27 protein-coding genes are annotated in these 26,575 nt (G+C 40.8%); all 27 read right to left on the bottom strand.

Annotated features, from left to right (window positions below):
• Positions 1-44: 44 nt before the first annotated feature.
• Positions 45-2,462, bottom strand: coding sequence for an HAD-IC family P-type ATPase (locus BPR_RS07125; RefSeq protein ID WP_143754273.1), 2,418 nt, complete (start codon positions 2,460-2,462; stop codon positions 45-47).
• Positions 2,463-2,524: 62 nt separating this feature from the next.
• Positions 2,525-2,803 carry a cell division topological specificity factor MinE gene (gene minE / locus BPR_RS07120; RefSeq protein ID WP_013280791.1) on the bottom strand — a complete coding sequence of 93 codons (279 nt, stop codon included), beginning with the start codon at positions 2,801-2,803 and terminating at the stop codon, positions 2,525-2,527.
• A gap of 16 nt (positions 2,804-2,819) precedes the next feature.
• Positions 2,820-3,599 (bottom strand): septum site-determining protein MinD, encoded by a 780-nt coding sequence (gene minD, locus BPR_RS07115; RefSeq protein ID WP_013280790.1) that lies wholly within the window; start codon positions 3,597-3,599, stop codon positions 2,820-2,822.
• Between the two features lie 12 nt (positions 3,600-3,611).
• Positions 3,612-4,364, bottom strand: coding sequence for a septum site-determining protein MinC (locus BPR_RS07110; protein ID WP_013280789.1), 753 nt, complete (start codon positions 4,362-4,364; stop codon positions 3,612-3,614).
• Positions 4,365-4,498: 134 nt separating this feature from the next.
• Positions 4,499-5,452, bottom strand: coding sequence for a translation elongation factor Ts (gene tsf / locus BPR_RS07105; protein WP_013280788.1), 954 nt, complete (start codon positions 5,450-5,452; stop codon positions 4,499-4,501).
• Between the two features lie 177 nt (positions 5,453-5,629).
• Positions 5,630-6,370 carry a 30S ribosomal protein S2 gene (rpsB, locus tag BPR_RS07100; protein ID WP_013280787.1) on the bottom strand — a complete coding sequence of 247 codons (741 nt, stop codon included), beginning with the start codon at positions 6,368-6,370 and terminating at the stop codon, positions 5,630-5,632.
• A 301-nt stretch (positions 6,371-6,671) separates the two neighbouring features.
• A complete protein-coding gene (locus BPR_RS19760) occupies positions 6,672-7,457 on the bottom strand; it encodes a hypothetical protein (protein ID WP_013280786.1) in 786 nt (261 codons plus the stop codon).
• Between the two features lie 23 nt (positions 7,458-7,480).
• Positions 7,481-8,440, bottom strand: coding sequence for a DUF6115 domain-containing protein (locus tag BPR_RS07085; RefSeq protein ID WP_013280785.1), 960 nt, complete (start codon positions 8,438-8,440; stop codon positions 7,481-7,483).
• 51 nt (positions 8,441-8,491) lie between these two features.
• Positions 8,492-8,884 carry a hypothetical protein gene (locus BPR_RS07080; RefSeq protein WP_013280784.1) on the bottom strand — a complete coding sequence of 131 codons (393 nt, stop codon included), beginning with the start codon at positions 8,882-8,884 and terminating at the stop codon, positions 8,492-8,494.
• Positions 8,885-8,960: 76 nt separating this feature from the next.
• The gene (locus BPR_RS07075) at positions 8,961-10,538 is read right to left on the bottom strand and encodes a FapA family protein (protein ID WP_013280783.1); all 1,578 of its coding nucleotides are present in this window, start codon (positions 10,536-10,538) and stop codon (positions 8,961-8,963) included.
• A 21-nt stretch (positions 10,539-10,559) separates the two neighbouring features.
• Positions 10,560-11,333: a FliA/WhiG family RNA polymerase sigma factor gene (locus tag BPR_RS07070; protein ID WP_013280782.1), complete on the bottom strand. Its 774-nt coding sequence runs from the start codon at positions 11,331-11,333 to the stop codon at positions 10,560-10,562.
• Between the two features lie 26 nt (positions 11,334-11,359).
• A complete protein-coding gene (locus BPR_RS07065) occupies positions 11,360-11,713 on the bottom strand; it encodes a hypothetical protein (protein WP_013280781.1) in 354 nt (117 codons plus the stop codon).
• A complete protein-coding gene (locus BPR_RS07060; protein WP_013280780.1) occupies positions 11,710-12,195 on the bottom strand; it encodes a chemotaxis protein CheD in 486 nt (161 codons plus the stop codon). The genes BPR_RS07065 and BPR_RS07060 overlap by 4 nt, the downstream gene beginning before the upstream one ends.
• 15 nt (positions 12,196-12,210) lie before the next feature.
• Positions 12,211-12,843, bottom strand: coding sequence for a chemotaxis protein CheC (locus tag BPR_RS07055; protein WP_013280779.1), 633 nt, complete (start codon positions 12,841-12,843; stop codon positions 12,211-12,213).
• 14 nt (positions 12,844-12,857) lie between these two features.
• Positions 12,858-13,352 carry a chemotaxis protein CheW gene (locus BPR_RS07050; RefSeq protein WP_013280778.1) on the bottom strand — a complete coding sequence of 165 codons (495 nt, stop codon included), beginning with the start codon at positions 13,350-13,352 and terminating at the stop codon, positions 12,858-12,860.
• A 44-nt stretch (positions 13,353-13,396) separates the two neighbouring features.
• Positions 13,397-15,523: a chemotaxis protein CheA gene (locus BPR_RS07045; protein ID WP_013280777.1), complete on the bottom strand. Its 2,127-nt coding sequence runs from the start codon at positions 15,521-15,523 to the stop codon at positions 13,397-13,399.
• Positions 15,524-15,664: 141 nt separating this feature from the next.
• Positions 15,665-16,735 carry a protein-glutamate methylesterase/protein-glutamine glutaminase gene (locus BPR_RS07040; protein ID WP_013280776.1) on the bottom strand — a complete coding sequence of 357 codons (1,071 nt, stop codon included), beginning with the start codon at positions 16,733-16,735 and terminating at the stop codon, positions 15,665-15,667.
• Positions 16,736-17,458: a flagellar brake protein gene (locus tag BPR_RS07035; RefSeq protein WP_013280775.1), complete on the bottom strand. Its 723-nt coding sequence runs from the start codon at positions 17,456-17,458 to the stop codon at positions 16,736-16,738.
• Between the two features lie 39 nt (positions 17,459-17,497).
• Positions 17,498-18,427, bottom strand: coding sequence for a MinD/ParA family protein (locus BPR_RS07030; RefSeq protein WP_013280774.1), 930 nt, complete (start codon positions 18,425-18,427; stop codon positions 17,498-17,500).
• An 11-nt stretch (positions 18,428-18,438) separates the two neighbouring features.
• A complete protein-coding gene (gene flhF, locus BPR_RS07025; RefSeq protein ID WP_013280773.1) occupies positions 18,439-19,707 on the bottom strand; it encodes a flagellar biosynthesis protein FlhF in 1,269 nt (422 codons plus the stop codon).
• Between the two features lies 1 nt (position 19,708).
• Entirely contained in the window at positions 19,709-21,766 is a 2,058-nt protein-coding gene (gene flhA, locus BPR_RS07020; RefSeq protein WP_013280772.1) for a flagellar biosynthesis protein FlhA, read from the bottom strand.
• 46 nt (positions 21,767-21,812) lie between these two features.
• Positions 21,813-22,964, bottom strand: coding sequence for a flagellar biosynthesis protein FlhB (gene flhB, locus BPR_RS07015; protein ID WP_013280771.1), 1,152 nt, complete (start codon positions 22,962-22,964; stop codon positions 21,813-21,815).
• On the bottom strand, positions 22,939-23,724 hold the full coding sequence (locus BPR_RS07010; RefSeq protein ID WP_013280770.1) for a flagellar biosynthetic protein FliR: 786 nt from the start codon (positions 23,722-23,724) through the stop codon (positions 22,939-22,941). Before BPR_RS07010 ends, flhB begins: the two co-directional genes overlap by 26 nt.
• A gap of 15 nt (positions 23,725-23,739) precedes the next feature.
• On the bottom strand, positions 23,740-24,012 hold the full coding sequence (gene fliQ / locus BPR_RS07005; protein ID WP_013280769.1) for a flagellar biosynthesis protein FliQ: 273 nt from the start codon (positions 24,010-24,012) through the stop codon (positions 23,740-23,742).
• Between the two features lie 21 nt (positions 24,013-24,033).
• Complete coding sequence (fliP, locus tag BPR_RS07000) at positions 24,034-24,978, bottom strand: flagellar type III secretion system pore protein FliP (protein ID WP_013280768.1); 945 nt, start codon at positions 24,976-24,978, stop codon at positions 24,034-24,036.
• Positions 24,968-25,315, bottom strand: coding sequence for a flagellar biosynthetic protein FliO (locus tag BPR_RS06995; protein ID WP_013280767.1), 348 nt, complete (start codon positions 25,313-25,315; stop codon positions 24,968-24,970). Before BPR_RS06995 ends, fliP begins: the two co-directional genes overlap by 11 nt.
• 17 nt (positions 25,316-25,332) lie before the next feature.
• Positions 25,333-26,571 (bottom strand): flagellar motor switch phosphatase FliY, encoded by a 1,239-nt coding sequence (gene fliY / locus BPR_RS06990; RefSeq protein ID WP_013280766.1) that lies wholly within the window; start codon positions 26,569-26,571, stop codon positions 25,333-25,335.
• Positions 26,572-26,575: the final 4 nt, after the last annotated feature.

Below are 26,575 nucleotides of genomic sequence, written 5' to 3'. Positions count from 1 at the left end.
TTATATCATAAACTTTAATATAATTGTCATTTAATTATTAAATTTTATTGAGAATTTAGGCATTTTTTTGTAAACTTTTTCTCAATAAAAGTAAATAATCTAGTTAAATATCGCATAAATGGTTCTGTTGCAATTGCAAAAAGCACAAATAGCATCACACATTCTGTCGATACATAATTTATTGAAAACAAATCATGAAACAAAAATGCTCCAATGATCATAATTAAAACACAGCCAAGAAGTACTCTTAGTCTGTAAGCATTCAGTGGTGCCGAAATATTTGCGAGAATGATAAAACCAACAATTGCCAGTAAAAAAGTTGATGCAACTGATATATCATCAGGCTTAACTCCAAAAGTATTTCCAAATACAACCAGTGCTGCGATTGCAAAGAAGTCAGTTAATGCAGCCGGCATAGCTTTTAACAGCACCTTCACAAGAAAATTACCGCTGATTCTCTTGTTATTAGGCTCAAGAGCAAGAAAGAATCCCGGAATTCCTATATTAACAAGGCTGACCATTGTAATCTGCGAAGGTTGAAGCGGATAAGTCAATACACTGATAATTGAAAACAGTGCAAGTAATAAAGAAAAAATATTCTTAACCAGGAACAATGTAGCTGTCCTCTGTATATTATTGATATTCCTTCTGCCCTCTGCTACTATTCTGGGCATTTTGGAAAAATCACTATCCATCAAAACAACCTGCGAAGCCTGTATGGCAGCATCAGATCCGGCGGCCATGGATATCGAACAATCAGCGTCCTTCATAGCCAGGATATCATTAACACCATCACCAGTCATTGCTACTGTTCTGCCCTGTTTCTTCAAAGCTCTAACTATTATTTGTTTTTGCTCAGGTGATACTCTGCCAAATACAGTGTACTTAGTCGCGCATTCCGAAATCTCTAAGTCATCAAGTAATGAAGCGTCCACATATTTATCTGCTCCTGCGATTCCAGCCTGTATTGCCACTTCGGAAACTGTAACCGGGCTATCACCTGAAATAACCTTTATATCAACGCCCTGCTTATTAAAGAATTCAAAAGTCTCTTTGGCATTTTCTCTAATAGGATTCTGTAAAAGAATAAACGCAAGAGGCTCACAATATGCCCCCTTTAAGCTTCCTTCCGGTGCCTTAAGGGATACATTTTCATTAGCAGGATCAAATATTTCCGTTCCCATTGCTCCGCCTAAATATCTGGCAAAGCATAATACTCTTAGTCCCTTTGATGCAAACCTATTGATTGCATCCTTATATAGATCATAATTACTATCAAGTATAAATTCCGGTGCTCCCATAATGTAAGTAGAATTATCAAACTGTACACTACTGTATTTATACTTGGAATTAAAAGAGTTAAAGCTTAAACATGTTCTGCCTGATGCACATTTAAAAAAGTCTTCAAGAGCATGCATAGTAATATTATCATCAGGAACGCAGCTAATATAATCAGAAATCAAAACGTTCATTTTCTGCAACTGATCATCGTCATCTGTATAGCCTGAATCTGCCAGAACAATATCAGCAACAAGCATACTGTTATCTGTAATTGTTCCGGTTTTGTCAACGCATATAGTATCTACTCGTGCCAAAGATTCTATACTGCGCATATCATGAAGCATTACCTTATTTTGAGCAAGCCTTATGGTACTAAGGCCCAAAGTGATACTAAGAAGAAGATACAAGCCTTCAGGAATCATTCCTATAAGGGCAGCAACAACAGATGGTACGGTCTCAGCGAATGAATTTCCCTGTATCACAATGCTTTGAACAAATAAAGCAATTCCAATAGGAATTATCACAGCACCGGCTGCTATAACAATTCTATTGATCGATCTGACCATTTCTGACTGCTCCGCAGAAGGCATCTTTTTGGCCTTTAGCATAAGCTGTGAAATATATGATTCAACGCCAACTCTTGATAGCCTGGCAAGACATCTTCCGGATACAACAAAACTGCCGGATTTAAGTTCACAATCCCTGCCTTTTATTATTTCATCTGCTTCTCCGGTAAGAAGAGCTTCATTCACTGAAACTTCCCCATCAATGACAACAGCATCTGCGCAAATCTGGCTTCCTGCCGTCAAAAGAACCACATCCCCGAGAACAAGTCTATCAATGAAAACAGTATCTTCGCTTCCATCTCTTATAACTCTTGCAGACGACTGATTCAAAACACTAAGTTTATCCAAAACCTTTTTAGCCTTTAATTCCTGTGCAATTCCAATTAGTGAATTGCATATAATTACAGGTAAAAAAGTAAGTGATTTATAAGCACCTGCTGCAACTAAGAGAATTGTCATTATCAGGAAAATAAGGTTAAAATATGTAAACACATTTTCCTTTATGATATCTGCTGTAGTTTTGGCAGTATTATCAATTTGTACGTTTCCATAGCCTTCTTTATATAGTTCTTTGGCTCTTGCTGTTGTTAACCCTACGTTGTATTCCTCGTACATTTTGTGCACCCCTCAAGGTCAAAAAAACTCGGAAATCTGATGAAATCCGAGTTTCCTGACTATTATTTTGCTGAATGATTCATGTTCTTTATAGGAATATTGGCATAAAGAGCAGGAACTGTCTTGCCATCGTTTTCTTCAGTATCCATCTGTGTAAAGTTGATATCAATGCCTTCCATATCGATTTCTGCATATTTAGAAAGAACTTCTATAATATCGCTTCTGATTTTCTGCATAATCTCAGGAGAGCATGTGGCACGGTCTGAAACAAGTACAAGCTTAAGTCTGTCTTTAGCAACATCACTTGAAGATTTCTTTTTGAAAAAATCTGATAGTTTCATAAGTCCCTCCCCCTATTTACTTTTTCTTAAACCAAGAAAAAATACCTTTCTTGGCATCGAGATCCAAGAATGGAACCTGCTCGCCTGTTACTCTTCTGCAAATATTCATATAAGCCTGGCCGGCAAGCGAATTATCACCTACAAGTGGCTCACCATTGTTTGTTGCAATAACAATATTCTCATCATCAGGAACCTGACCAATGAGTTCAACTGCAAGAATATCAATGACATCTTCAGCAGACATCATATCGCCGCGCTTAACCATATCAGGGCGAAGCCTGTTAACGATAAGATGAGTCTTGCCAATCTCATTAGCCTCAAGAAGCCCAATGATCCTGTCAGCATCACGTACAGCAGAAACCTCAGGTGTAGTAACTACAAGAGCTCTGTCAGCACCAGCTATGGCATTCTTAAATCCCTGCTCAATTCCGGCCGGACAGTCAAGAATAATGTAATCATATTCCTGTTTAAGTTCATCTGTAAGCTTCTTCATCTGTTCGGGAGTAACACTTGTCTTATCCTTGGTCTGAGCAGCAGGTAAAAGAAAAAGTGACTCATATTTCTTGTCACGAATAAGAGCCTGTTTGATCTTGCAATTACCTTCAATAACATCAACAAGGTTATAAACAATTCTGTTCTCAAGTCCCATAACCACATCAAGGTTACGAAGACCTATATCTGTATCAATAAGAACTACTTTTTTATTGAGCTTGGCAAGTCCTGTACCAAGATTGGCAGTAGTGGTTGTCTTACCAACACCACCCTTACCGGATGTTACAACTATAACTTCTCCCATACTATCCTCCAATTATTTTTTACCAAATTGTCTTAAAAATGATGGTCCATACAAAGCTTTTATGATATGACCATTTTCTATGTACGCAACCTCAGGCTCATTCTCGCTGCACATGATCTTCTTTTTCTTGAATCTGAGCTTCGAACCCTTATCAGCATCTGAATCAGGTGAAATAGCAATTGAATCAGCTATCCTGACCTGTAAAGGGTTGAGTTTAAGAGCCATTACTATGGCACTGGTGTCTCCACCTGCACCGGCAAAAGCATTGCCTCTCAGTTCACCCAGTATAAAAATACTGCCATATGAAGTAACACTGGCACCAGGTTTGACATCACCCAGTATTACTACGTTTTGTTCGCAGGAAACATCTTGACCGGAACGAAGATTACCAACAAGAACCTGCGCATTATTATCGCAAGCGTCCGTTGGAACTGTCACATTGACTTTCTCAGACTTGTCAGGAAGAACCTTATCGTCTGCCTTCTTGGACTTACTAAAAAGTCTCTCTGTTTCAGATTCCTCGTCTATGATACAAGTGATACTAAGCTGAGTATTATCAGCGATAATGTTAAGGACATCCTCTTCCTCTGACTCTGAAAGCTTTCTCCCCCGAATGATAAGCCCCATGTTATTCTTGCCAAGGAATGAAGAAGCCTCAATAAAATGATTCTTAATGTCTTCTCTCAGCTCTTCAAATGCCACACCAGGATCAAGTACAAGGATTATTCCTGACTTTGTACCTTTAATTGTTACTGACTGATTCAAAATTACTCACTCCCAACATAGCTTATAAAAATCACACCCTATTAGTATACAACATATTTCGAATAAAAAAAGATGTGAAATTGACGAAAAAAGGGCTTCGGACATTCATCCGAAGCCCAATATTACTATAATAATTAGTTAAGACCAGCTGCCTGCTTAGCAACTTCCTCAGCGAAGTTCTCGTTCTTCTTCTCGATACCTTCACCTGTCTCAAAACGAACGAATCTCTTGATTGAAAGATTTGCGCCATTAGCCTTACCAACCTGTGCGAGGTACTGGCCAACTGACTGCTTGCCATCTTCAGCCTTTACATAAACCTGATCGTTAAGGCAGATTTCCTTGAACTCCTTGTTAAGACGTCCAATAAGCATCTTCTCGATGATCTCCTGAGGCTTTCTCTTGTTCTCAGGAAGCTCTTCGTTCTCTTTCATTGCCTGAGCAAGAAGGATCTCCTTCTCGTGGTTTCTGTACTCTTCAGAAATTTCATCAGAAGAAACAAATTTAGGATTAAGAGCTGCAACCTGCATAGCTACATTCTTAACAGCATCCTTGATCTCATCGTTAACAACATCTGTTGTAGCCTCTACAATAACAGAAATTCTTCCGCCACCATGTACATAAGGAACTACGATACCATTTGAAGCAACAACCTTCTCAAATCTTCTGATGCTGATCTTCTCTGAAATAACTGCTGTAATCTCAACAAGAGCCTCATTAACTGTCTTGCTCTCATCAAGGTTCCACTTCTCAGCCATGAATGAATCAAGATCAGCTGCATCTGAGTTAACAGCCTGAGTAGCAACAGCCTCAACGAATGCCTGGAACTTCTCGTTCTGAGCAACGAAGTCAGTCTCTGAGTTTACCTCAACTACTGCTGCAGTCTTGTCATCCTTAACTGCGATTCTTGTAAGACCTTCAGCTGCAATTCTGCTAGCCTTCTTCTCAGCCTTCATGATACCATTTTTTCTAAGATACTCAACGGCTGCGTCCATATCTCCGTTAGTCTCTGTAAGAGCCTTCTTACACTCCATCATACCTGCGCCAGTTGACTCACGTAACTCTTTAACCATTGCTGCTGTGATAGCCATTTATTTATCCTCCGTATTTATAAAATTATATAAAATTATGAGACAAGACTCAGAATCGAAAACAATTCTTCGTTTTGGCTATTCGCCAAATGAAATCAATAATAAATACAACTAAATATAAGAATATAAAATTGTATTTATTATTGTTTCGCTTGTCTCATTAAAAAAATTACTCGTTTACTTCCTCAGTTGCCTCAGCATCCTCTGCACATAATCAGCTGCAGCGTCTGACTCAGCGCCCTGGTTAGCCTCGATAACAGCATCAGCCATCTTACCAACGATAAGCTTAACTGCTCTGATAGCATCATCGTTACCAGGAATGATGAAATCAAGCTCTTCTGGATCACAGTTTGTATCGCCGATACCGATAAGTGTGATTCCAAGAGACTCAGCTTCCTGAATGCAGATTCTCTCCTTCTTAGGGTCAACTACGAAGATAGCGTCAGGGATTCTCTTCATATCTCTGATTCCGCCAAGGTTAGCCTGAAGTTTAGCAAGCTCCTTCTTGAGCATAGCAACTTCCTTCTTAGGAAGAACATCGAATGTTCCATCTTCCTGCATCTTCTCGATAGCTTTCATTCTAGCGATTCTGCTCTGGATTGTCTTGAAGTTTGTGAGCATACCACCAAGCCATCTCTCGTTAACATAGTACATACCGCAACGCTCTGCCTCAGTCTTAACTGCATCCTGAGCCTGCTTCTTGGTTCCAACGAAAAGGATTGTTCCACCCTGCTGTGCAATCTCAAATACTGCCTTGTAAGCCTCATCTACCTTAACAACTGACTTCTGAAGATCGATGATGTGGATTCCGTTTCTCTCTGTGAAGATGTAAGGAGCCATTTTAGGGTTCCATCTTCTTGTCTGGTGTCCGAAGTGTACACCTGCTTCAAGTAACTGTTTCATTGATACAACGCTCATGTTATTACCTCCATTTGGTTAATTCTTCCGTATACCCCTTGGCCTCATATTGCATAGAAGAAGCGTCATCTTCCGTGCGAGACTCTCATACTGATCAGCAGCATCTGCCGACACCGGAATGAGAATTAGATATACGTGCATATTTGTGTTACTGTCAAAAGACAGTCTGCAATTCAGGGCATAAATATCCCTTAAATCAACAGCTCTCTAATATTAGCATAGCAAACCATACATTTCAACACTTTTTTGGCAAAAAATAGCAAAAAAAGAGACAACCATGACTTAAAACATGTATTGTCTCTTAACCCTGACATATTATTCTTGCAATATCTTCATAAGATGAACCCGCAGGAAATGTCTTCTGCCCGGCCCTGATGCTCCTGTCCATCTTACGTTCAACAAGGTAGTTATTAAAGGTCACCGCATCATCCACAACTCCTGCATTATAAAGAACTCTTGCAACACCTTCTGATCCTAGTCCGCTCGGAATTGTAACATTTTTGGTAACAGTTGTTTTATTACCAACAGCCTGACTTTCTGATGGCTTAGGCGCCTCTTGTACTGACGAATCAGTAGTTGCTGAACTTTTATTATCTGCGGCAATTTCTTCTGCTACAGCTGTCTCATCTGCAGACTTTATTGCTGCAGCCTGGTTTTCCTCAGCCTTATTTATTCCGCTTTTTCCGTTTGAAGCTTCATTTTTTTCTTTGGTGCTTTCAGCTCCTGAATTCTCATTTTGAACTGTTGAAATTTCTGCTTGCGAATCTTCTCTTTCCTCCGTTTCAGAAGCCATGTCCGAAACATATTCACCTGACGAAGAGATTTCTTTGTCGATTTCCTGAGATACTTCTGTTCCTTCCTGAGCCAATGCCGAACCGGGTGTAAGTGAATCATCCAAACTAACCTCGTTACTATCAGTACCTGAATCAAGGACTCCGTTTCCATCAATCATGCCAAGAGCCTTGGCTCTTTCTATAACTTCAGCATCGCTGATAGTTGTCTTTCTGCCGCCAAGGGCAAACCCCATAACTATCGCAGTAAGTATTATTCCAATCCCCATACCGCGAAGGTAATACTTTAACTTCATACCTGTTTTATCCTTAAAATATTTTATTTAACTTTTCTATGCTTGTTTGAAAGATCAATAACGAGCTTGACTTCTCCAATACCAAGGCCAAGTTCTCTCGCTATGACCATATTAGATTTGCCGGCTTTATGCATTTCTATGATCCTTCTGTTCTGTGAAATCGGATCATTGGCTGTAAGCTCCATCATGTTTCTGTCAGGATTAGCTGCTCTTGCCTCAGCAATAGGAACAACCTTGGCAGAAGCCTGTTCACCCTTATTGCCTATGACATGCAGTCCGCTTGCCTGATCTTTGGTAATAACTTCAGCTGCAATATCCTTAAGCTCCTGAATATTTTCTTCAGAGACATAACCGCTATTTTCTGGCTCAGGCTCTTCCGGTTTAACATGAACAGTAATAGAATCTTTTTTCTCATTATAGGGAATTCTGATTCCGCTAAGTCTGTCTTCATCTTCATCAAGAAGAATGGCTCTTACATTTTCTTTTTTGGATGTAATACTGTTAAGGTTTGATGTAGCGACCTTGGCTTCCCTTGCTGTAGCCTCAGCATCTCTAACTGTAGCTTCTGCATCCTTGACAGCCTGCTTAGCCTCATCAGTTTTCTTGGTAACTTCAGACACCACACTGGTAAGGTTTTTATGTTTATCATTGAGCATGTCGTACATAAACATAACTTCATCATGATTTTTATGAATATCATTGATGACAGTATCAGAATATTCATTTATTGCAGAGAGTTTTTCATTAGAAATGCGTTCCATCGCACGTTCTGTGCGATCAAGAGAATTGTCCACGGTGTCATCCACCATGTTTTCGATGGTTTCCTTCTGATCTTCAACCTCACGACGAACAAGCTCACGAATCTCCCTCTCCATGAGCATTTTGTCCTCCTCGTCCATTTCCTTACCGGCTGGTAGAAGGTACCCTAATATGATAGCTGCAAAACCTGCAACTATTAGAATAACCTCAGTAATGCTTATCATATCTCCGCCCAAATCCCCTCAATAACTACATATAATTATATAACAATATAATCATATCTTCAAATCAAAACCTGACGAAATACCAAAATTGACTGGCTTACCATTCCTATCAAGTACATGCCCCGCAATCTTCTCCATTTTCTCGGTAGACAGCTGTTTTTCTAGTATTGCACTTTTGTCATTGCCGTTATGGTTTCCACGTCTGTTACGGCCTCCGTCACCCATATACTCATTACTCCCCTTGTCCTGAGCATCAGAGTTAAGTTCCCCCGAACCAACATCTTCTTTTTGAGTAACCTGACTACGCTGATTGTCTACTTCCTGATTAAACTGAGCCTGGAAATTGCGCTGATCCATTAAAGGCCTTGCATCTTCTGCGGCCTTTATTGTACCGACTTCGCTACTGGCAGCCATCACGCCAAAATCAATCCTGTTTATTGACATGGTAGACCCCTCCTTCCAAGCTTATTATAACATGAAGAGACCTATTTTTCCTTTATATTATTTATATCGGCTAAAATTATATTGGAGCCAACCTTACATCTCCATCTTTTACAACAAATCTGCTATATTGAACAGGCTTTTTAACTATCATTGACAGCTCTCCAATATTGACAGTGGTACCGGGATAAGCAGTACCTTCAACGATTACAACCGCCTCCTTTTGTTCCGCAAGTTTCTCCATTAATTCTGAATACTCTTCAGAGTTATCCTGAAGCTGCTTAGTTAAAGTTTTATTCATAGCCATTAATTTCTGAACATTGGCAACCTGATCAGGTGTAAATTTGGCACCTGCCTTGAGCATCTTTGAAAAGCCTTCTATCGTTGGCTTTATACTTTCCAGGTTTTTCTGTGCTGCGGCCATATTTTTCTGAAGCTCTTTTAGCCTTAATTTTACCTGAGGATCAGCTCCGACTTCTATGATAGTATTAGCTCCCATATCAGATCCAAGAATCTTGGCCTGGATCTTGTCAGCGGCGATTACCTTGCCGCCAGCTATAAAGCCTCTTTTACCGGTTACATTTATTTCTGTTCCGGAAATCACATTAGAATGAAGGATACATTCACTTGTAATCGATCCCTTTGCTGTAAGAGTCGCATTTTCTACAAACTTGGCAATTATGTTTCCTCCGGCTGTTATATTTCCTCCGGCTTTTGCTCCGCATTCAAGTATTACGTCAGCACCCGCTTCAAGAGTGGCTCCTTCAACAATGCCCTTAACAACAATGTTACTTCCGGCCTTGACACTAAAGCCGGTTGATATAACGCCTTTTACAACGACGCTGCCTTCATAATCAATATTTCCGGTTGAAAGATCTACATTCTCTACTGTTAGAACGTCAGATACAACGACTTTTCCTTCTTTTATGGTTACATGGCCTGCCTTTTCAGCTGTAAGCGTCATCTTATCTTCAGACAAGATCGTGTTCTTGCCATATTTGATAAATGTAGTTTTGACAGAGGCAGCTTTTATATTCTCACCAAGTGTATTGATACCTGCTTCACCCGGGACTTCCTTATGCAGAGTCGCAAGAAGATCTCCTGCATTGACATTGTTTATAAGGTTGAGATTGTGATAATCAACGCTTCCATCTTCACGAAGAGCTGGTTTAGGTCTCAAGTTTACATTGAAATGATATTCAACTCTGGCATTTTGGCCCTGTTTAACAGGCTTACCCTGAGCAACAACTATCTCCGTACAATACTTTCTGTGTTCAAAAAAATCATGAATTACATCTTTTTGTATGCCATATACTATTTTCCTATAAGCAAGTGAACTAAGGACTTCTTCTTCAGTCATCAGTTCTGCCCCCTCAGTGGGAGGATAAAAAACAGCTGTGACAGTCATTCGGTCCTTGGAGGATTCAAAAATACAGCATTCGCGCTCAGGCATAATCTGAGCTTCTGTAAAAATGACAACCTCTTCTTCCTGATTTGTCACAGCTTCACTAATCTTAACGACATCATATTCAATTTTTTTATCATCAAGATAATCCCTGACACAGTTCACCTCAAGGGGCAAACCATCATCAGTAGGTTTAAAAACCTTTATTCCTGTCCCATGATCAGTTATAACCAGCTGAAAATACCCATTCATTGCGTCAACCTCTAGTAATAATCATCTTGGATTAGTCAGAATTCCCAGATAATCGCCAAGTTTTTCACGCATTTTCTGAAGCGCTTTGGTATGAAGCTGGGATACTCTGGATTCAGATACCTCCAAAACCTGACTTATTTCTTTAAGTGTCAGTTCCTCATAATAGTACAAAAGAATTACTTTTTTCTCTTTATCTGTAAGAGACTCAAGAGACTGCGCAAGCATCTTCTTAAGCTCTTCTTTTTCTATTGCTTCTTCAGGTTTAACAAAGCCGGAAGAACGGTTATTGGAATCTTCAGGAATATCAGCCCCCTGGTCCATAAATTCATTAAGAGAAACTACTCCGGTCACTTTCATCTGGTTCTGCCAGTTTGCATATTCATCTTCTGAAATCTGCATCTTTGCCGCAATTTCAGCATCCGTTGCAACGTGGCCACCGTCTCTTTCAATTTCTCTTATAGCAGCCTCGATTTTTTTCTGTCTCTGCCTTATGGTCCTTGGAATCCAATCCATCTTCCTGATCTGATCCAGAATTGCACCACGAATACGAAGGCTTGCATAAGTTTCAAACTTAACATCCTTCATGAGGTCAAACTTGTCGATAGCATCAATGAGACCAAATATTCCATAGCCTACAAGATCATCATATTCGACATTGAAGCCAAGGTACATGCTAAGTCTGCCTGCAACAAGCTTAACCAGCGGAGCATACTCCAGTATCAGCTTTTCTCTGACCTCAGCTGATTTGGTATTATGATATTCTTCCCATAATTTGTTTTTTGCCGCTTCATCCATGATCTAGTCCCCAATAATATAGTATTTTAGAATAAAGAGGGATTATCCTGGTCTTCAGGAACAACATTTAGGCCATCCCCAACCTCTGCACCTTCTGCTTCCATCGCTGCTCTGGCTTCTTCCTCGAGACGTTTTGCCTCCTCAATTTCAGCCAAAGCTTTTTCATAGTTGATGTCAACAAATTTAGTTATCATCTTTTCGACAATAAGCCCCAGGATCAGAAAAATAACTACAGAGGTACAAACAATAACAAACCAATCCCCCACCGGATAGTGCTCAAAGTACGTAAATATTGCAATTATCGCAGTACAACTAAGCACTATCAGTGGCGTGATCAGTTTTGTATTACATTTTTTTAATTCTTCAGTATCGGTATTCATATAATCTTTTCTGGTTTTCCAACCGCTCTGATTACAAAATTACCATTCTCCGGGTAAAAGATAACTGTTCTCCCGTAAGAATCACCGGTATCCTGTGCCAGAACCGGAATGTTCATCTCTTTGAGTTTTTTAAGAGAAGCCTGAACATTTCTGTCGCCAACACGCATAGTGCTGTTATTTGATTGGAACGCAAACATCTGAGCTCCGCCTGCTATCTTAGCAACAAGCCTTTGTCTGCTGGCTCCTTTAGCAACTATCTGCCTGATCAACTCTTCTATGCCGGTATCAGCGAATTTAGGGATGTTTGAGTTATTCTTTATCTCTGTTGAGTCCGGTAACATTACGTGTGCCAAGCCGCCTATCTTAGTAACGGGATCTCGCACTGCAATTCCCACGCAGGATCCAAGTCCAAGCGTAGTTATTCCATCGGGGCTAACACAAATATTCAGATCAGCCATACCAACCTTTATTATTTGACTCATAAATCGCCCCTTCGCTTATCCACTAATATCACCAATTCCAAGTGAAGAAAGAATCTTAGCATAACCGTCAACATCAGGTAAAAGAATAAAATATCCGCTAAGTTTAAGTTCATCAAAAAACTGAGTCTCAATAAGAAGGATATTATCGCCCATCATTCCAAACTGAATGGCAGGAACGCTCAAAATAGCAGCTGCCATATCAATTGCAACATACGGAATAGAAGGCACAAGCTTAAGGTTAGTCATCATGGAAAGCGAGTTAAGATACGATCCGGTGATGATATTTCCTACTTCTTTTAGCGCAGATAGCTCAACCTCATCAAAATCTGCTTCATCCGGCTTAGATCCCGTTCCCATAAGCTTGTCTACAAGGTGTCTGGCAGCAGTCTTATTTAAAAGAAACATGATTGCACCATCAATGTCTCCTTCAACTGCAAGATAAATGCCAGCCATTATTTGCTCAGCTCCGCCCATCATGTCTCCGACGTCTTTAAAATCAAGAAGTCGTACCTGCGGTACAGCCATATCTACCTTGGTTCCTATCATCTGAGCCAGTGCAGTAGTTGCATTACCTGCACCAATATTGCCCAGCTCTTTGAGAACGTCAAAGTACTGGCTGGACAAATTGTCCAAACTCATATCACCCATTCTTTATCCTCCAATTAGCTGGCGTTTGATGCCTTCTCTTTTTCTACCTTCTCAGAAACAACAGCCTCCAGATCGAGAATTGAAACAAGGCCACCATCATAATGTCCAACACCACTTACAAAGCCGGCGTTTGCTTTTTCTTTCTTGTCGTCATAGCGCATCTTTTCAATATTGTTAGACCCAAGTGTCAGAACCTGATTAACCTGATCTACAATAATTCCTACAAGATCGCCGCCCTCGGTCTTAAGTATAATGATTCTTGATTTATTGGTAATCTCATCCTCTGTAAGTCCCATCTTCATACGAACACTCATAACAGGAACTATCTCACCTCGGATATTGATAACACCCTTGAGATAATCATCAACCTTAGGGACTCTGGTTATCTGCTGCATTCTAACGATATTATCGATAAATTTGATGTTAATACCATATTCTTCGTCATCAATCTTGATAACAATATACTGAATAAGTTCTCCTACATCAGCTGTATCTCTAAGTTCATTCATTTCGCTCTTCTTCCTTTCTAAAAGTTAACGGACTATAGTAACTATCAGAAAATTGAGTTAGTATCAAGGATAAGTGCAATCTCACCATCTCCAAGAATTGTAGCGCCGCTTATGAGCTTACATTTATTTGTGTATTTGCCAAGCGGCTTAATAACGATTTCCTGCTGACCCATAAGTTCATCAATTACAAGACCTGCAAGCTGATCGCCTTTTCTTGCGATAACAACAACCATGTCTTCATCAGGTTCTCTTGTTGAATTTGTATCAAGAACTTCATTAAGTCTTACAAGAGGAAGCACGCTTCCACGAAGATTGATAACTTCCTTGTTCTCAACAAACTTGATATCTTTAGGCGATACATCCTCAATACTCTGAATTGAATCCAGAGGAATAGCGTATTTTTCCTGACCGATGATAACCATCAGAGCCTGGATAATAGCAAGTGTAAGAGGAAGTCTGATAACCCATGTGGATCCTTCACCAAGCTTGGTCTTAACTGTAACTTCACCGGAAAGAGACTCTACTTTGGATTTAACAACGTCAAGTCCAACACCTCTTCCTGAAATTTCAGATACAACCTTAGCTGTTGAGAATCCGGGATGGAATAAGAGTTCAACACACTGTTTTTCTGTTAAAAGAGCTGCCTGTTCAGGAGAAACAACGCCCTTTTCAATAGCTTTATTCTTGACTGCTTCTGCATCAATACCGTTACCATCATCACCAACCTCGATAACAACGCTGTTACCATCCTGGAAGGCATGAAGGAAAATCTGTCCAACTTCAGGCTTACCACGCTGCGCACGAAGTTCAGCATTCTCAATACCGTGGTCGGCACTGTTTCTGATAAGGTGCATCAAAGGATCACCAATCTCATCAACAACGGTACGGTCCATTTCTGTGTCTTCACCAGTCATTGTAAGTTCCATTTTCTTATTAAGGGTCTTATTAAGATCACGGATCATACGAGGGAATTTCTGAAGTACACTCTCGATAGGAACCATTCGAACTTTCATGACAGATTCGTGAAGGTTTGTGGTTACACTCTCAAGGTATTCAATCTGCTCGTTTACGTTACTAACACCTGATGTATTGGCTGCAGAAATAAGTGAGTTCTTGGCTATGATAAGCTCAGATACAAGGTTCATAAGAACATCGAGCTTTTCAATATCTACACGGACAGTTCTGTTTACTACAGGCTTGCCAACAGGCTTCTTGCCGCCAGCTCCGCCGCCGCTACCTGCTGCAGGTGCTGGCTTATTTGCTGCAGGAGCTGCAGCTGCTGGTGCCTGTGCAGGCGCTGCAGGTGCTTCTGCTGCAGGAGCAGCTTCTTTTTCCTCAGCGGGCTTAGCGCCACTAGGATCATACTCGCCAACCTCACAGCTCTCTACTTCAGAAACTGCCTTAACAATCTCTTCAATCTTCTCTTTACTTTCATCAGTGATCAGAATAAGACTGAAAGAATATTCAAATTTTTCATCTTCAATATCCTGGGTATTTGGCTCGGAAACAGCAATCTCGCCGATTTCTTCGAGACCTTTGAATACAAGGAAGCCTCTCGCAGCCTTAAGAATGCAAGACTCTTCAATGTGAACAGTCACACCGTAGAGCTTCTTGCCCTGTGATTTTGCTTCCTCTAATGTAGATTTAACAGACGGATCAAGGCGAATAGCCCTGTAATCCTGAGTTCCATCAGCGCCAGGAGCCGGTCCGTCTGCAGAAGCTGCTTCCTCCTTAGGAGCTGCTGCTTCTGCTGCAGGTGCTGCCGGAGCAGCGTCGCCGCCACTTGCGCCGCCATTTCTAATATCAGCAAGGGATTTAATTATGTTCTGATGCTCGTCAGTACCCTCATCCTGATTCTCTGTAATATTATCAACATAGCCCTGAATAGCATCAAGACACTGAAGGAGAACGTCGATATCAGCAGATTTGATCTTAATCTTACCTGCACGAACATCTGAGAAAACATCCTCCATATCATGAGTAAGGTTCTGCATTCTGGTATAGCCCATAGTTCCAGCCATACCTTTCATAGAATGGGCCGATCTGAAAATCTCGTTGATACAATCCTCATTCTCAGGATCCTGCTCAAGAGTCATGATGTTGTCATTAAGAGACTGAAGGTGCTCTTTTGCTTCATCAAGAAAGACACTTAGATACTGGGAAACATCCATAACCTATTTACCTCCATAAGAAAAGTGATAGTAGTCAAAATGCATACGTTTAACAGCATACTTTTGAACTATATATCGGTTTTATGAATGGAGGAATTTATTTTATGAATATAAAGAAAAGATAAAAAGTTTTGTAATCCCTCAATTCACACCGACACGCATTATTATTTCCTGAGCAACGTTCTCAAGTTTAACAACCTGATCTACAAGCCCAGCTGTTGCTACTGCCTTAGGCATCCCGTATACAGTGCAGGTGCTTTCTTCCTGACCGATAACAAAAACTTTTTTCTTAGACTTTAGATTCTTGATTCCCTCTGTACCATCTGCTCCCATTCCTGTGAGTACGACGCAACAGATCTCGTCGAAATCCGAATCCATAAGGGATTCATACATGAAGTTCGCACATGGTCTAACGCCTTCTCTTGTAGGACCATCAACATAGTGAATCGTGCTCTTCCCCCCACTCTTCACTATATGCATATGCTTGCCGCCTCGCGAGATGTATACCGTTCCTGCGGTAAGGACATCTCCTTCAGCCGCCTCCTTGACCTTGACTTCACTAAGTGAATCAAGTCTCTCGGCAAGAGAAGCTGTGAAGCCTTCCGGCATATGCTGTACCAATACAACAGGCGTTTTCAGATTCTTGGGAAGTTTAGGAATAACTGATTGAAGCGCTCTGGGGCCTCCGGTGGAGCTTGCGATTGCAACAATCCTGTTACCGGTAATCTTGTTTGCAGATTTACTGACAAGATCGATTACCTTTCTAGTTTCCTTAACATCCTCAATTGAGAAGGCCTTCGTACTGACAGGAGCTCTTGATTCTGCTACAGCCGCCAGAGTGTTAATGAAAATCTTGGTAAAATCTTCTCCTCTACACTCGGAAGCCCTGTCAGGTTTATGAACGAAATCAAGTGCACCCAGATCAAGACAGTCCATAGTGACCTTAGCACCTTCTTTTGTATCGGTGCTGGCCATCATGATCTTGGCCTTGATCTTGAGTTTCTGAAGCTCCTTTAGCATCGTAATACCGTCCATTCTCGGCATGTTAATGTCAAGAACTACTGCGTCATACGTATTCTTTTTGAGGAGTTCCAGACCTTCAACTCCGTCTTTAGCCTTATCAACTACCTGGAATCTAGCATCTGAGTTAATAATATCACTCAGTACAGTTCTCATAAGTGCAGAGTCATCAATTAATAAAATTTTTCTCATTTACGTTTGCTTCTTTCTTATTTTTCGTTCTTCTTCAAAAATAAAGTGAATGATATCTTCTCTGGAATTCTCGTCTATATATATGTATTGTATGCGGTGTTCAAAGAGTCCCGGCCTGCTTTCCAGCTCTGTGACTTTAAGCACATTGCACAGCATCTCGTACTCTTTGTCATTGGCATTTCCCGGTAGTCTGTATGAACAATAAATCGTATTTCCTTCCTCATAGCTGAAATTAGCGACAAATCGTAAACCGCCACCGCTTATGTCAACAACAACACTTTTCTGAAGATTCTCTCCCGGATCAACAAGATATCTCCGGTTCTTTTCAAAAGCATCAACTTCCTCAGGTGTGCACAGCCTTGATTTAAGCTCCAATGCACAACTGAATCTGTAATACTCACGTCTTTGAAGCTTGGCAAGCTCACTTGTGAGGTCCAGAACCAGAATATACATGTTGTCACTTCTGTACCTGTCAACTATCCTGCAAAAGCATTGAAATAAGCCCTTAGTACTGTAAAAGCATAGACTATATTCTCCATCAACAGGTAAAAGAACTATTCTGCCTTTCTCATATGGCATCAGAACTTCTATCCTGTCATCTGAAGTAATGTCCATTACTTTGCTCATATAAATATGCCTTGTTCTGGCATCTTCATCCATCCACATCTTGCCCGTAGCCTTGAGCTCGACACGGTTACCGGGTGCAATATAATCAGCAAGCATTTTGTATTATTCTCCATTCGCTATAGTGTTTGGAAAAGATTAAGCTGGTAAATTTGGTGAACTGCTCAAATTCTGAGTTGGTGTACTACTAAGTTTTCTTCCTGTAATAATATGTGAAAAGAAAGCAGCCATTCCTCTATGCTTGACTTCGGCAGTATTCCCCGGGTTCATCAGTTTACCGGCAATTGCCTCAAAAGCTCTTACCGACTTGGCATTTGGGTACTGAAGAGAAACCGGAGATTGCTGCATTACGCTTCTTGCAAGCATAGGATCCTGTGGTATGGCTCCCATATAAGTAAGTGGAAGCTTAAGATACCTTGCAACAACAGCATTAAGCTTATTAAAGAGCTGTTGCCCTTCCTCTTCAGATGTCACCCTGTTGGATACTACCTTAACTTTTGTATCCTCTCTGGAAAACCTCGGAGACTGATTAAGTGCTTTTAAAAGAGAATACGAATCCGTAATTGAAGTAGGCTCTGGAGTAGTAACAAGAATAACCTCACCACTTGCAACCAAAAATTCCATTACCGCACTCGATATTCCCGCACCGGTATCTACAATGATAACGTCCGCAATTGCATCAAGCTCAGCCAGATTGACTATTATATATACCAGATAGTCCCTGCTAAGGTTATACATTCCGGATATACCTGAGCCGCCAGATATAAAGCCAACACCTTCCGGTCCCCAGGTGATGATATCTTTGATATTCTTGCCCTGATAAATAAGATCACACAAATTGTGCTTGGGAACAGTTCCAAACATTATCTCAATATTTGCCAGACCAAAGTCTGCATCGAGAATTATAACTCTTTTCCCCATCTTACGAAACTGTATGGCAAGATTAATAGCCACATTGGACTTACCTACACCACCTTTACCACTTGTAACTGTGATGATCCTGGCAAGAGGTCTTTGAGGCTTGTTTGTATTCTTAATAATATTGCGAAGCTGTTGAGCCTGATCCATAAAGTCCCCCGTTAACTTTTTCCACCCAATAGATTCTTGACAATACGCTGTGCATCAAAAACAGCAATATCATCTGGGACATTCTGTCCGTTAGTAATATAGGCAACAGGTGCTCCGGTGTGCATTCTCATATTATAAACATTACCTTTAGCCCCTGTTTCGTCCATCTTGGTAAAGATAAGCTTATAAGCAACAAGTTCTGAGTAGGAATCAGCTATCTCTATAAGATCTCTGTACTTGGTAGTTGCTGACAAAACAAGATAATTCTCGCAGTCCATAAGATCCTCAAGAGTTCTGATATAAGCTTCAATATCACTCTTAAGTTCATCGTTATGCTGGGAATGGCCTGCTGTATCAACCATGATATAGTCATAGTCTTTAAAGTCTTCAGCAACCTGTTTCATTTCATCAACTGAATAGATAACCCTAAATGGTATTTCCAGAATAGATGCATAGGTACGAAGCTGTTCGGCAGCAGCTATTCTGTATGTATCAACCGTAACAAGAGCAACTTTCTTTTTCTGGGTGACAGAGAGTTCAGATGCAAGCTTGGCGATAGTAGTAGTTTTGCCGACACCTGTAGGACCTATGAAAATCTCCGCTCTTGGTCCCTGCCCTTGTTCGATAGGCTCAATAGGCTCTGATTTACCAAATTTGAGAACCATTTTCTGGTATACATTTGCAAGTGCAAAATCAAATGGCATACCAGGTTTACTAATTTTTTCCACTTCATCTGTAAGCTGATTTACATAAATCTCATCAACTTCATTCTCTATAAGAGTATTATACAACAATTTAATGAAGGACATCGTCTCGTCAGAAATATCACTTCCTGATGGAGAAGCCTTAGAAGTTGTCTCTTTTTCAGGCTCCAAAGCCTTGTCCTTAACATCATCTTTTTCGTTAAATTTAATATTTTTTTCAAGAAGATTACTAAGGTTATCAAGCTTTTCTTCTATGGCGCTGCCCTCATCAATAATATCCGGAGACTTATTGACCTTGATCACAGGCTTGACTATGTCAATCTGACTACCTTCTACAAGAGGATTTCTTCCTACAGGTTTGGAATTCCTGTCAGGTGTCAGAGTCCTTGTCACAGGCCTTTCTGTCTCTTCTTCCAAAGCTACAGTAACCTCGATCTTTTGAGCCTGAAACAGTGAAAAGAAACCATTCTTTTTAAGAGGTCTCACATTCATCACTACAATGTTCTGCCCCAGCTCCTTCTTAGCTTCTTCAGTTGCCTCACTCTCAGTTTTTCCAACATACTTTTTGATAATCATATTAAGCCGTTACCATCCCCACAGATTGTAATTCAATGTTAGGTTCCACTTCGTTGTAAGAAATCACAATCAAATCTTTGTAGTAATCTTCTGTCATCTTCTTAAAGTACATTCGTACTATAGGAGAAGCCATAATGATCGCAAGCCTGCCAGCCTCTTCAAGTTTCTTTACCTGTTCCCCGACAGCATTTAGAATTGCCTTGGTTCTTGCAGGATCAAGAGTCAGATAAGCTCCTGTCTCAGTCTGCTTGACACTGCTCATTATTTCCTGTTCTATCTTAGGATCCAGTGTAACAACGCTGGTAGTCTCTCCTGGCATAAAGTACTTACTTGAAATTGCACGTTTCAGACTCTGTCTGACGTATTCCGTAAGAATATCGGGATCATGCGTAGACGGTGCAAAATCAGCAAGGGTTTCGAATATAGTAACGAGGTCTCTGATAGAAACTCCCTCTTTTAACAGATTCTGTAATACTTTCTCAATCTCACCAAGGCTCATGAGCTTAGGCACAAGCTCGTCCACAAGAGCCGGATGATTTTCCTTGAGATTATCAACGAGATTCTGAACATCCTGTCTGGTCATAAGCTCAGCAATGTGCTCTCTGATGATCTCAGTAAGATGAGTAGCAATGATTGATGGAGGATCAACAACTGTATATCCAAGACTCTCCGCTCTCTCTCGCTGGCTTTCCGTAATCCAGATAGCCGGCAGATGGAATGAAGGTTCAAATGTAGGAATACCCGTGATCTCATCCTCTACATGTCCGGGATTCATGGCCATATAATGGTCAAACAGGATTTCTCCATCACTCACCTGTATACCTTTAATTTTAATGATATATTGATTAGGATTCAACTGAATATTATCTCTCAGTCGAATGATGGGAACCACAGTACCTAGTTCAAGCGCAACCTGTCGCCTTATCATAACAACTCGGTCCAAAAGGTCTCCGCCCTGATTAACATCGGCAAGAGGAATGATTCCATAACCAAACTCAAGCTCGATAGGATCTACCTGCAATAGACTCGTTACATTCTCAGGCTGCCTAATTTCTTCTGCCTGCTGTTCTTCAGGAGTTGCGACCTCCGATTCAACAGCAACCTCTTCTATTGTCTGGGATGTTATCCTTCCAAGTAAAATAAATCCTGCTCCGAAAGTAACATACAAAAGCGTTGGAAGCGGTGAAAAAATACCAAGTCCTGCCACTACGCCGCCTACAAGATAAAGAGTTTTCGGCATTCCAAAGAGCTGATTGATAAGAAGGTGGCCAAAGTCTGCTTCTTTCGAGCCCTTTGTAACAAGAATACCTGTGGACATAGATATCATCAGCGAAGGGATCGAGCTTACCAGTCCATCACCCATGGTAAGGATTGAATAGGTATTTATGGCCGTATTTACATCCATTCCCTTCCTGAGAACACCCATGGCAATTCCGCCAATGAGGTTTGTTGCTGTAATGATAAGACCAGCTGTAGCATCGCCCTTTACATACTTGGTAGCACCATCCATGGCTCCGAAAAAGCTTGCCTCTTCCTGGATCTTATCTCGCCTTTTCTTGGCCTCTGCATCAGTTATAGCACCGGTGTTAAGGTCTGCATCAATAGCCATCTGCTTACCGGGCATAGCATCAAGAGTAAATCTTGCACTAACTTCAGCTACTCGTTCAGAACCTTTGTTGATGACCATCAGCTGAACGATGATCAAAATTACATATACAATTGCTCCGACGATAAGGTCGCCGCCACCAACGAAACTTCCAAAAACTGTAATAACTTCTCCGGCGCTTCCTTCTGTAAGAATGAGTCTTGTGGAAGACACATTAAGTGCAATTCTGAAAATGGTTGTAAAAAGAAGGATTGTCGGGAAAAATGACATTTCCAGTACATCCGTCGCAAACATTGATGTAAACATGATCACAAATGAAAGGGCCATATCAAAAGCAAGGAGTATATCTAAAAGCCAATCCTTTAAAGGAATGATCAGCATTACAACCGCCGCAACAATATAAAGAGCCAGACCATAGTCATATATTCTGTTTACGATCTTTTTTCTATCCATATGCCGATCCTCCTTTCCCTGATAGTCTTAATATACTGTCTCTATATCACGCCTTGCCCTTAAGGTGATAAACATAAGCAAGTACTTCTGCCACAGCCTTATAGAGCTCGGGAGGAACCATCTCACCAATTTCAACATTTGCATATAGCATCCTGGCAAGGGGCTTGTTTTCCACGATTTCTACGTTGTTTTCTTTAGCAACTTCCTTGATCTTCTGAGCAATGTAATCAGCACCCTTGGCTACAACTATAGGAGCATCTGCTTCCTCTGCATCATACCTGATAGCAACTGCATAATGAGTAGGGTTCGTGATAACAACGTCTGCCTTGGGAAGTTCCTGCATCATACGTCTTCTGGAAGCCTGCATCATACGGCGTTTCTGAGCCGATTTGACTTCAGGATTACCTTCAGTATTCTTGAACTCATCCTTGACTTCCTGCTTGGTCATCATCATATCTTTGTGGAACTTGCGTCTCTGGTATATAAGATCCGCAAAAGCAATTATCATATAAGCTGCCGCAATGCGAATGCCAAGATCTATTATGAAGCTCCCCATAAGGCCGATAGCCTGCTTGAGCGGTATGTCATATAAAAGAAATATGGACTCCTGCCTATTACTAAAGTACGAAATGATCACAACTCCCATGATCACAAGCTTCAAGATGGACTTTAACAGGTCAAATATCTTTCTGGTTGAAAAGATCTTTTTCATACCGCTGATAGGATTCAGCTTGGACAATTTAGGCTGAAGCGGCTTGGAAGTAGGCTTAAAGCCAACCTGAACAAGATCACATAAAAACGCAATCAGAAATCCAAAAATAAAAAACGGAGCGCAGATCAAAAGTACTGTTAAAAGAGCTTTATTAATAGTGCTATAAATATAATTTACAGGCAAAAAGCCATCATACATCCTGGCTACAAAAGGGATAGTGTTATACACACTCCCGAATATAGCTTCGAAGTTTTCGCCCATAAAGCCATAGCCAAACCTGAGTATCAGGAAAAAAGCAAGTAATGAAAATGCAGTGGCAACCTCCTGGCTCTTGGCAACCTGACCTTCTTTTCTGGCGTCATCAAGCTTTTTACTGGTAGGTTCTTCTGACTTCTCCGCGCCATTTGCATCTTCTGCGAAAAACTGAAGGTTATATGGAATTAAAAGTTTTGTCTCAGCATCAGCTGCTCTGCAAACTATATACAAAATGTTCCATCAGCTCCTTCATGTTTATAAAAACAAAGTTTGATGCATCGTTTAACATGGTAACTGTAATAAACATAATAAGCAGTCCAATAATAATCTTTATCTGAATTCCAACAGCGAACATATTCATCTGTGGAGATACCTTAGCAAGAACACCAAGGATTACATTTGTAATAAAAGTAATGATAAAGATTGGCAGGCATATCCTGAAACCAATAACTATATAATCTCTAAGAAACTCCATTATGGATGCAAGAAGCCTGTCAGCGTTTATTACTGCTCCATTTATTGGTATCAGATAAAAAGTATCAGCCAAAGCCTTGAGTATATACTGATACATGCCAGTAAGTATGAGCATCATTGTCAGAACCTGCGAATAAAGGCTTCCTGTAATAGTGACCTGTTCGTTGGTATTAGGATCAAAAATATTGACCATAGAAAGACCAACCTGCATATCAACTATGGTTCCAGCAAAAGCAGATATAAGCTCGCACAACTGAACTGCATATCCTATGAGGAAACCTGCCAAAACCTCTTTTAACACGATCACTGTATATCCGATGATTGTGTTATAGGACGGGGCTTCAAAAGGAACAGCTCCATAGAGCATGATCGAAAGTAAGAGTCCAAATCCAATCTTCACAAGGTTAGGCGTTTGTCTTCCTCCAAAAAATGGTGCAATAAAGATAAAACTCGCAACCCTGACAAATATCAGAAGAAAAATTTCTAAATCTCCGTAACTAAAACTGTAATCAAGCATGCAGCCCCCTGTTTTCTACCTGACATACTGAGAAAAGTCAGACCACAGCGTAGTTATAAATCCAGCTAATTCTGTTGCCATCCAGTTACCAAGAATCATGATCATAACAAAAACTCCCAGAACTTTAGGAACAAAAGTAAGGGTCTGTTCCTGGATGGATGTAACAGTCTGAAAGATTGAGATAACAAGTCCAATGATCATTGAGGTAAGAAGTACAGGCAGAGACATTTTTATTACCATGAAAAGTGCCGAACTGATAATCTCATTGATATCACCTATCGTAATCATATGCCCATCCTCCTCTCATTCTTAGTAAAAAGATTTAACAAGATTGCCTATAATAAGGCTCCATCCGTCTGCAAGTACGAATAACAATATCTTAAACGGAAGTGAAATTGTTGTTGGCGGCAGCATCATCATACCCATACTCATAAGAACCGATGCCACAACCATGTCTATAACAATAAAAGGAATATAGATCATAAATCCGATTATGAATGCTGTTCTAAGCTCACTGACTATAAAACTGGGGATCAGGACCACATTTGGAATACTATCAAGTTCTCCATCCCATTCTATTCCATCAATATTCATAAATAGGATCACATCTTTTTTCTGTGTCTGCCCGTACATAAACTGTCTAAAAGGATCCATGGCCTCTTCAAAAAACTCCTGCTGATCCATTTCACCATTTTCAAAAGGTATAACAGCTTCGTTATAAACAGTAGTAAGCGTTGGCTGCATTATGAAAAGTGTCATAAACAAAGCTATCCCAAGCATCACCAGATTAGGCGGTGAAGTTTGGGTACCTATGGCAGTTCTTGTAAAATGAAGTGCGACGATGATTCTCGTAAAAGAGGTCATCATCACCAAAAGTGTTGGTGCAAGGGAAATAAGTGTAAGTGTGATCAGAATCCTGAGTGCACCATTAAGTGAACCATTACCATTGTCATAGGTTACCGTAACAGTATTAGCAATGTTTAGTTCCTTAAGGTCCTCCGGATCCTCGCTAGAACCAGGCTCATTAATATTGGTCCTCTCTCCCTGAGTACCGGTCAAATGACTTTCTTCGTCAGTGGTAGGATCAGTGGGCGTGGTATCAGATATAACATTTTGTGTAGCCTTAGCTGTAACAGAAGTAGAAACAAAGAGGATACAAACCAGGCCAAAAGATAAAGCTATTGCAGCAAATACCCTGGCCAGTCCAAACCCCTTATTATTTTGGTAAACTCTCTCGCCCCTCTTATTTACCATTATTGTCCTTTTTCTCACCCTTTATTTTGTCGAAAATCTCTTTAAAGCCAAGGTTTTCTCCTGTCTGCTCTTGTACAAGTTCAGAAGGATCAACCTCCCCGAGGTTTGTAATCTGATCATTCGAAACAGCGATTGAAAGATACTTATCGCCAATTCGAATGATCTGAATATACTTGTTGGTAGATATCTTGCAGGTATCAATTATCTCAATATTTCTGCTGGAATTAGAGCCTTTCTGATAATTAGCCATCCATTTGGTGACATACAAAGTAGCTGCAAGAACAAGAATGAAAATTATCAAAACCGAAATAAACTGCAAGTAAGAATCAAGTCCCATATTATCCCCAATCGGCGTTACTGTACTATTTCTGTAACTCTGACGCCGAAGCTTTCTTCAATAACTACAACCTCTCCTTTGGCTACAAATTTACCGTTAACAAGAACATCAACAGGTTCACCTGCAACCTTATCAAGCTCTATGATAGTGCCAGGAGCAAAATCGAGAATATCTGCAATAGGCTTGGCTGTTCTTCCGAGCTCAACAGTAACTTCAAGAGGAACATCCTTGATGATACCTATATTCTCGCCGCCTGCCATGATGGTTGTTCCACCGGCAAAATTCTGGAACTGAGCCGGCTGAATATTCATATTCATCATCTGCGGCATCATCTGCATAGGCATGCCCATTTGAGGCATTCCCATGCCCATACCCATCTGAGGCATTCCACCAGCCATCATATTCGGGTCCATCTGAGGCATTCCTGCTGCATCAGGCATAGGACCGGCTGCTGGAGGTGGCGTAGGTGCCGGCGCCGGTGCCGGTTCAGGAGCAGGTGCAGAATCTCCGCCGCCACTATCACCGGTAATAACTGTATCCTTCAAAGTCTTGGCAAAATCTATAGGATACAGCTGCATAAGAGTTGAATCCACAAGATCTCCGACCTGCATCTTGAAAGAAATCCTTACGAAGGTTCCCGTCAGGAATTCTGCGATGTCAGAAGGATCATCATTGATCATATCAAGAAGCGTCGCCTGTGGCGGGCTGATATCTACCTTTTGATTGATCATTGTAGAAAGAGATGTCGCTGCAGCACCCATCATCTGGTTCATAGCCTCAGAAATAGCTGACAACTGCAGTTCACCGATCTCACCCTCTGTATTTGTACCATCACCGCCCATCATAAGGTCGGTGATAACCATAACATCGTGTTCCTTGAGGATAAGGATGTTAGTTCCATCAAGACCAACTGTGTACTTGATCTGGATAAATACACAAGGTCTTTCATAGTTATCAATTACATGCTCCCAGTTTGCAAGTTCAACCTGAGGAGTAGTAATATTAACCTTCTGATTAACCAGGGAATACAGCGTAGTTGCTGATGATCCCATACTGATATTGGCAACCTCACCAATCGCATCTTTTTCTGAATCCGTCAAAAGAGATTCATCTATAGAGCCACCCCCAACAGGAGCAGCAGAGGCGTCATCAGCTGCCGGTGCATCAGCAGGAGCATCCCCGCCGGCGTCACCGCCTGAAGTATCCATTCCGGCTAGCAAAGCATTAATTTCATCTTGTGATAACATTCCATCCATGCTG

Origin of the sequence: Butyrivibrio proteoclasticus B316, assembly GCF_000145035.1 — a bacterium.
GTDB lineage: Bacteria > Bacillota > Clostridia > Lachnospirales > Lachnospiraceae > Butyrivibrio > Butyrivibrio proteoclasticus.
This window is presented reverse-complemented; position numbering and strand designations above follow the sequence as displayed.

Excerpts from the sequence above, each read along its gene's own strand:
- BPR_RS07045 (WP_013280777.1), bottom strand. The coding sequence starts at position 15,523 with ATGGATGTTTCCCAGTATCTAAGTGTCTTTCTTGATGAAGCAAAAGAG.
- minE (WP_013280791.1), bottom strand. The coding sequence starts at position 2,803 with ATGAAACTATCAGATTTTTTCAAAAAGAAATCTTCAAGTGATGTTGCT.
- flhA (WP_013280772.1), bottom strand. The coding sequence starts at position 21,766 with ATGGATAGAAAAAAGATCGTAAACAGAATATATGACTATGGTCTGGCT.
- fliP (WP_013280768.1), bottom strand. The coding sequence starts at position 24,978 with ATGGTAAATAAGAGGGGCGAGAGAGTTTACCAAAATAATAAGGGGTTT.
- BPR_RS07075 (WP_013280783.1), bottom strand. The coding sequence starts at position 10,538 with ATGAATGGGTATTTTCAGCTGGTTATAACTGATCATGGGACAGGAATA.
- rpsB (WP_013280787.1), bottom strand. The coding sequence starts at position 6,370 with ATGAGCGTTGTATCAATGAAACAGTTACTTGAAGCAGGTGTACACTTC.
- BPR_RS07040 (WP_013280776.1), bottom strand. The coding sequence starts at position 16,735 with ATGAGAAAAATTTTATTAATTGATGACTCTGCACTTATGAGAACTGTA.
- BPR_RS06995 (WP_013280767.1), bottom strand. The coding sequence starts at position 25,315 with ATGGGACTTGATTCTTACTTGCAGTTTATTTCGGTTTTGATAATTTTC.
- BPR_RS07010 (WP_013280770.1), bottom strand. The coding sequence starts at position 23,724 with ATGCTTGATTACAGTTTTAGTTACGGAGATTTAGAAATTTTTCTTCTG.
- BPR_RS07125 (WP_143754273.1), bottom strand. The coding sequence starts at position 2,462 with ATGTACGAGGAATACAACGTAGGGTTAACAACAGCAAGAGCCAAAGAA.
- BPR_RS07050 (WP_013280778.1), bottom strand. The coding sequence starts at position 13,352 with ATGAATGAACTTAGAGATACAGCTGATGTAGGAGAACTTATTCAGTAT.
- minD (WP_013280790.1), bottom strand. The coding sequence starts at position 3,599 with ATGGGAGAAGTTATAGTTGTAACATCCGGTAAGGGTGGTGTTGGTAAG.
- BPR_RS07055 (WP_013280779.1), bottom strand. The coding sequence starts at position 12,843 with ATGGGTGATATGAGTTTGGACAATTTGTCCAGCCAGTACTTTGACGTT.
- BPR_RS07070 (WP_013280782.1), bottom strand. The coding sequence starts at position 11,333 with ATGGATGAAGCGGCAAAAAACAAATTATGGGAAGAATATCATAATACC.
- BPR_RS07065 (WP_013280781.1), bottom strand. The coding sequence starts at position 11,713 with ATGAATACCGATACTGAAGAATTAAAAAAATGTAATACAAAACTGATC.
- flhF (WP_013280773.1), bottom strand. The coding sequence starts at position 19,707 with ATGATTATCAAAAAGTATGTTGGAAAAACTGAGAGTGAGGCAACTGAA.
- fliY (WP_013280766.1), bottom strand. The coding sequence starts at position 26,571 with ATGGATGGAATGTTATCACAAGATGAAATTAATGCTTTGCTAGCCGGA.
- fliQ (WP_013280769.1), bottom strand. The coding sequence starts at position 24,012 with ATGATTACGATAGGTGATATCAATGAGATTATCAGTTCGGCACTTTTC.
- BPR_RS07085 (WP_013280785.1), bottom strand. The coding sequence starts at position 8,440 with ATGATAAGCATTACTGAGGTTATTCTAATAGTTGCAGGTTTTGCAGCT.
- BPR_RS19760 (WP_013280786.1), bottom strand. The coding sequence starts at position 7,457 with ATGAAGTTAAAGTATTACCTTCGCGGTATGGGGATTGGAATAATACTT.
- tsf (WP_013280788.1), bottom strand. The coding sequence starts at position 5,452 with ATGGCTATCACAGCAGCAATGGTTAAAGAGTTACGTGAGTCAACTGGC.
- BPR_RS07080 (WP_013280784.1), bottom strand. The coding sequence starts at position 8,884 with ATGTCAATAAACAGGATTGATTTTGGCGTGATGGCTGCCAGTAGCGAA.
- BPR_RS07060 (WP_013280780.1), bottom strand. The coding sequence starts at position 12,195 with ATGAGTCAAATAATAAAGGTTGGTATGGCTGATCTGAATATTTGTGTT.
- BPR_RS07030 (WP_013280774.1), bottom strand. The coding sequence starts at position 18,427 with ATGGATCAGGCTCAACAGCTTCGCAATATTATTAAGAATACAAACAAG.
- BPR_RS07035 (WP_013280775.1), bottom strand. The coding sequence starts at position 17,458 with ATGCTTGCTGATTATATTGCACCCGGTAACCGTGTCGAGCTCAAGGCT.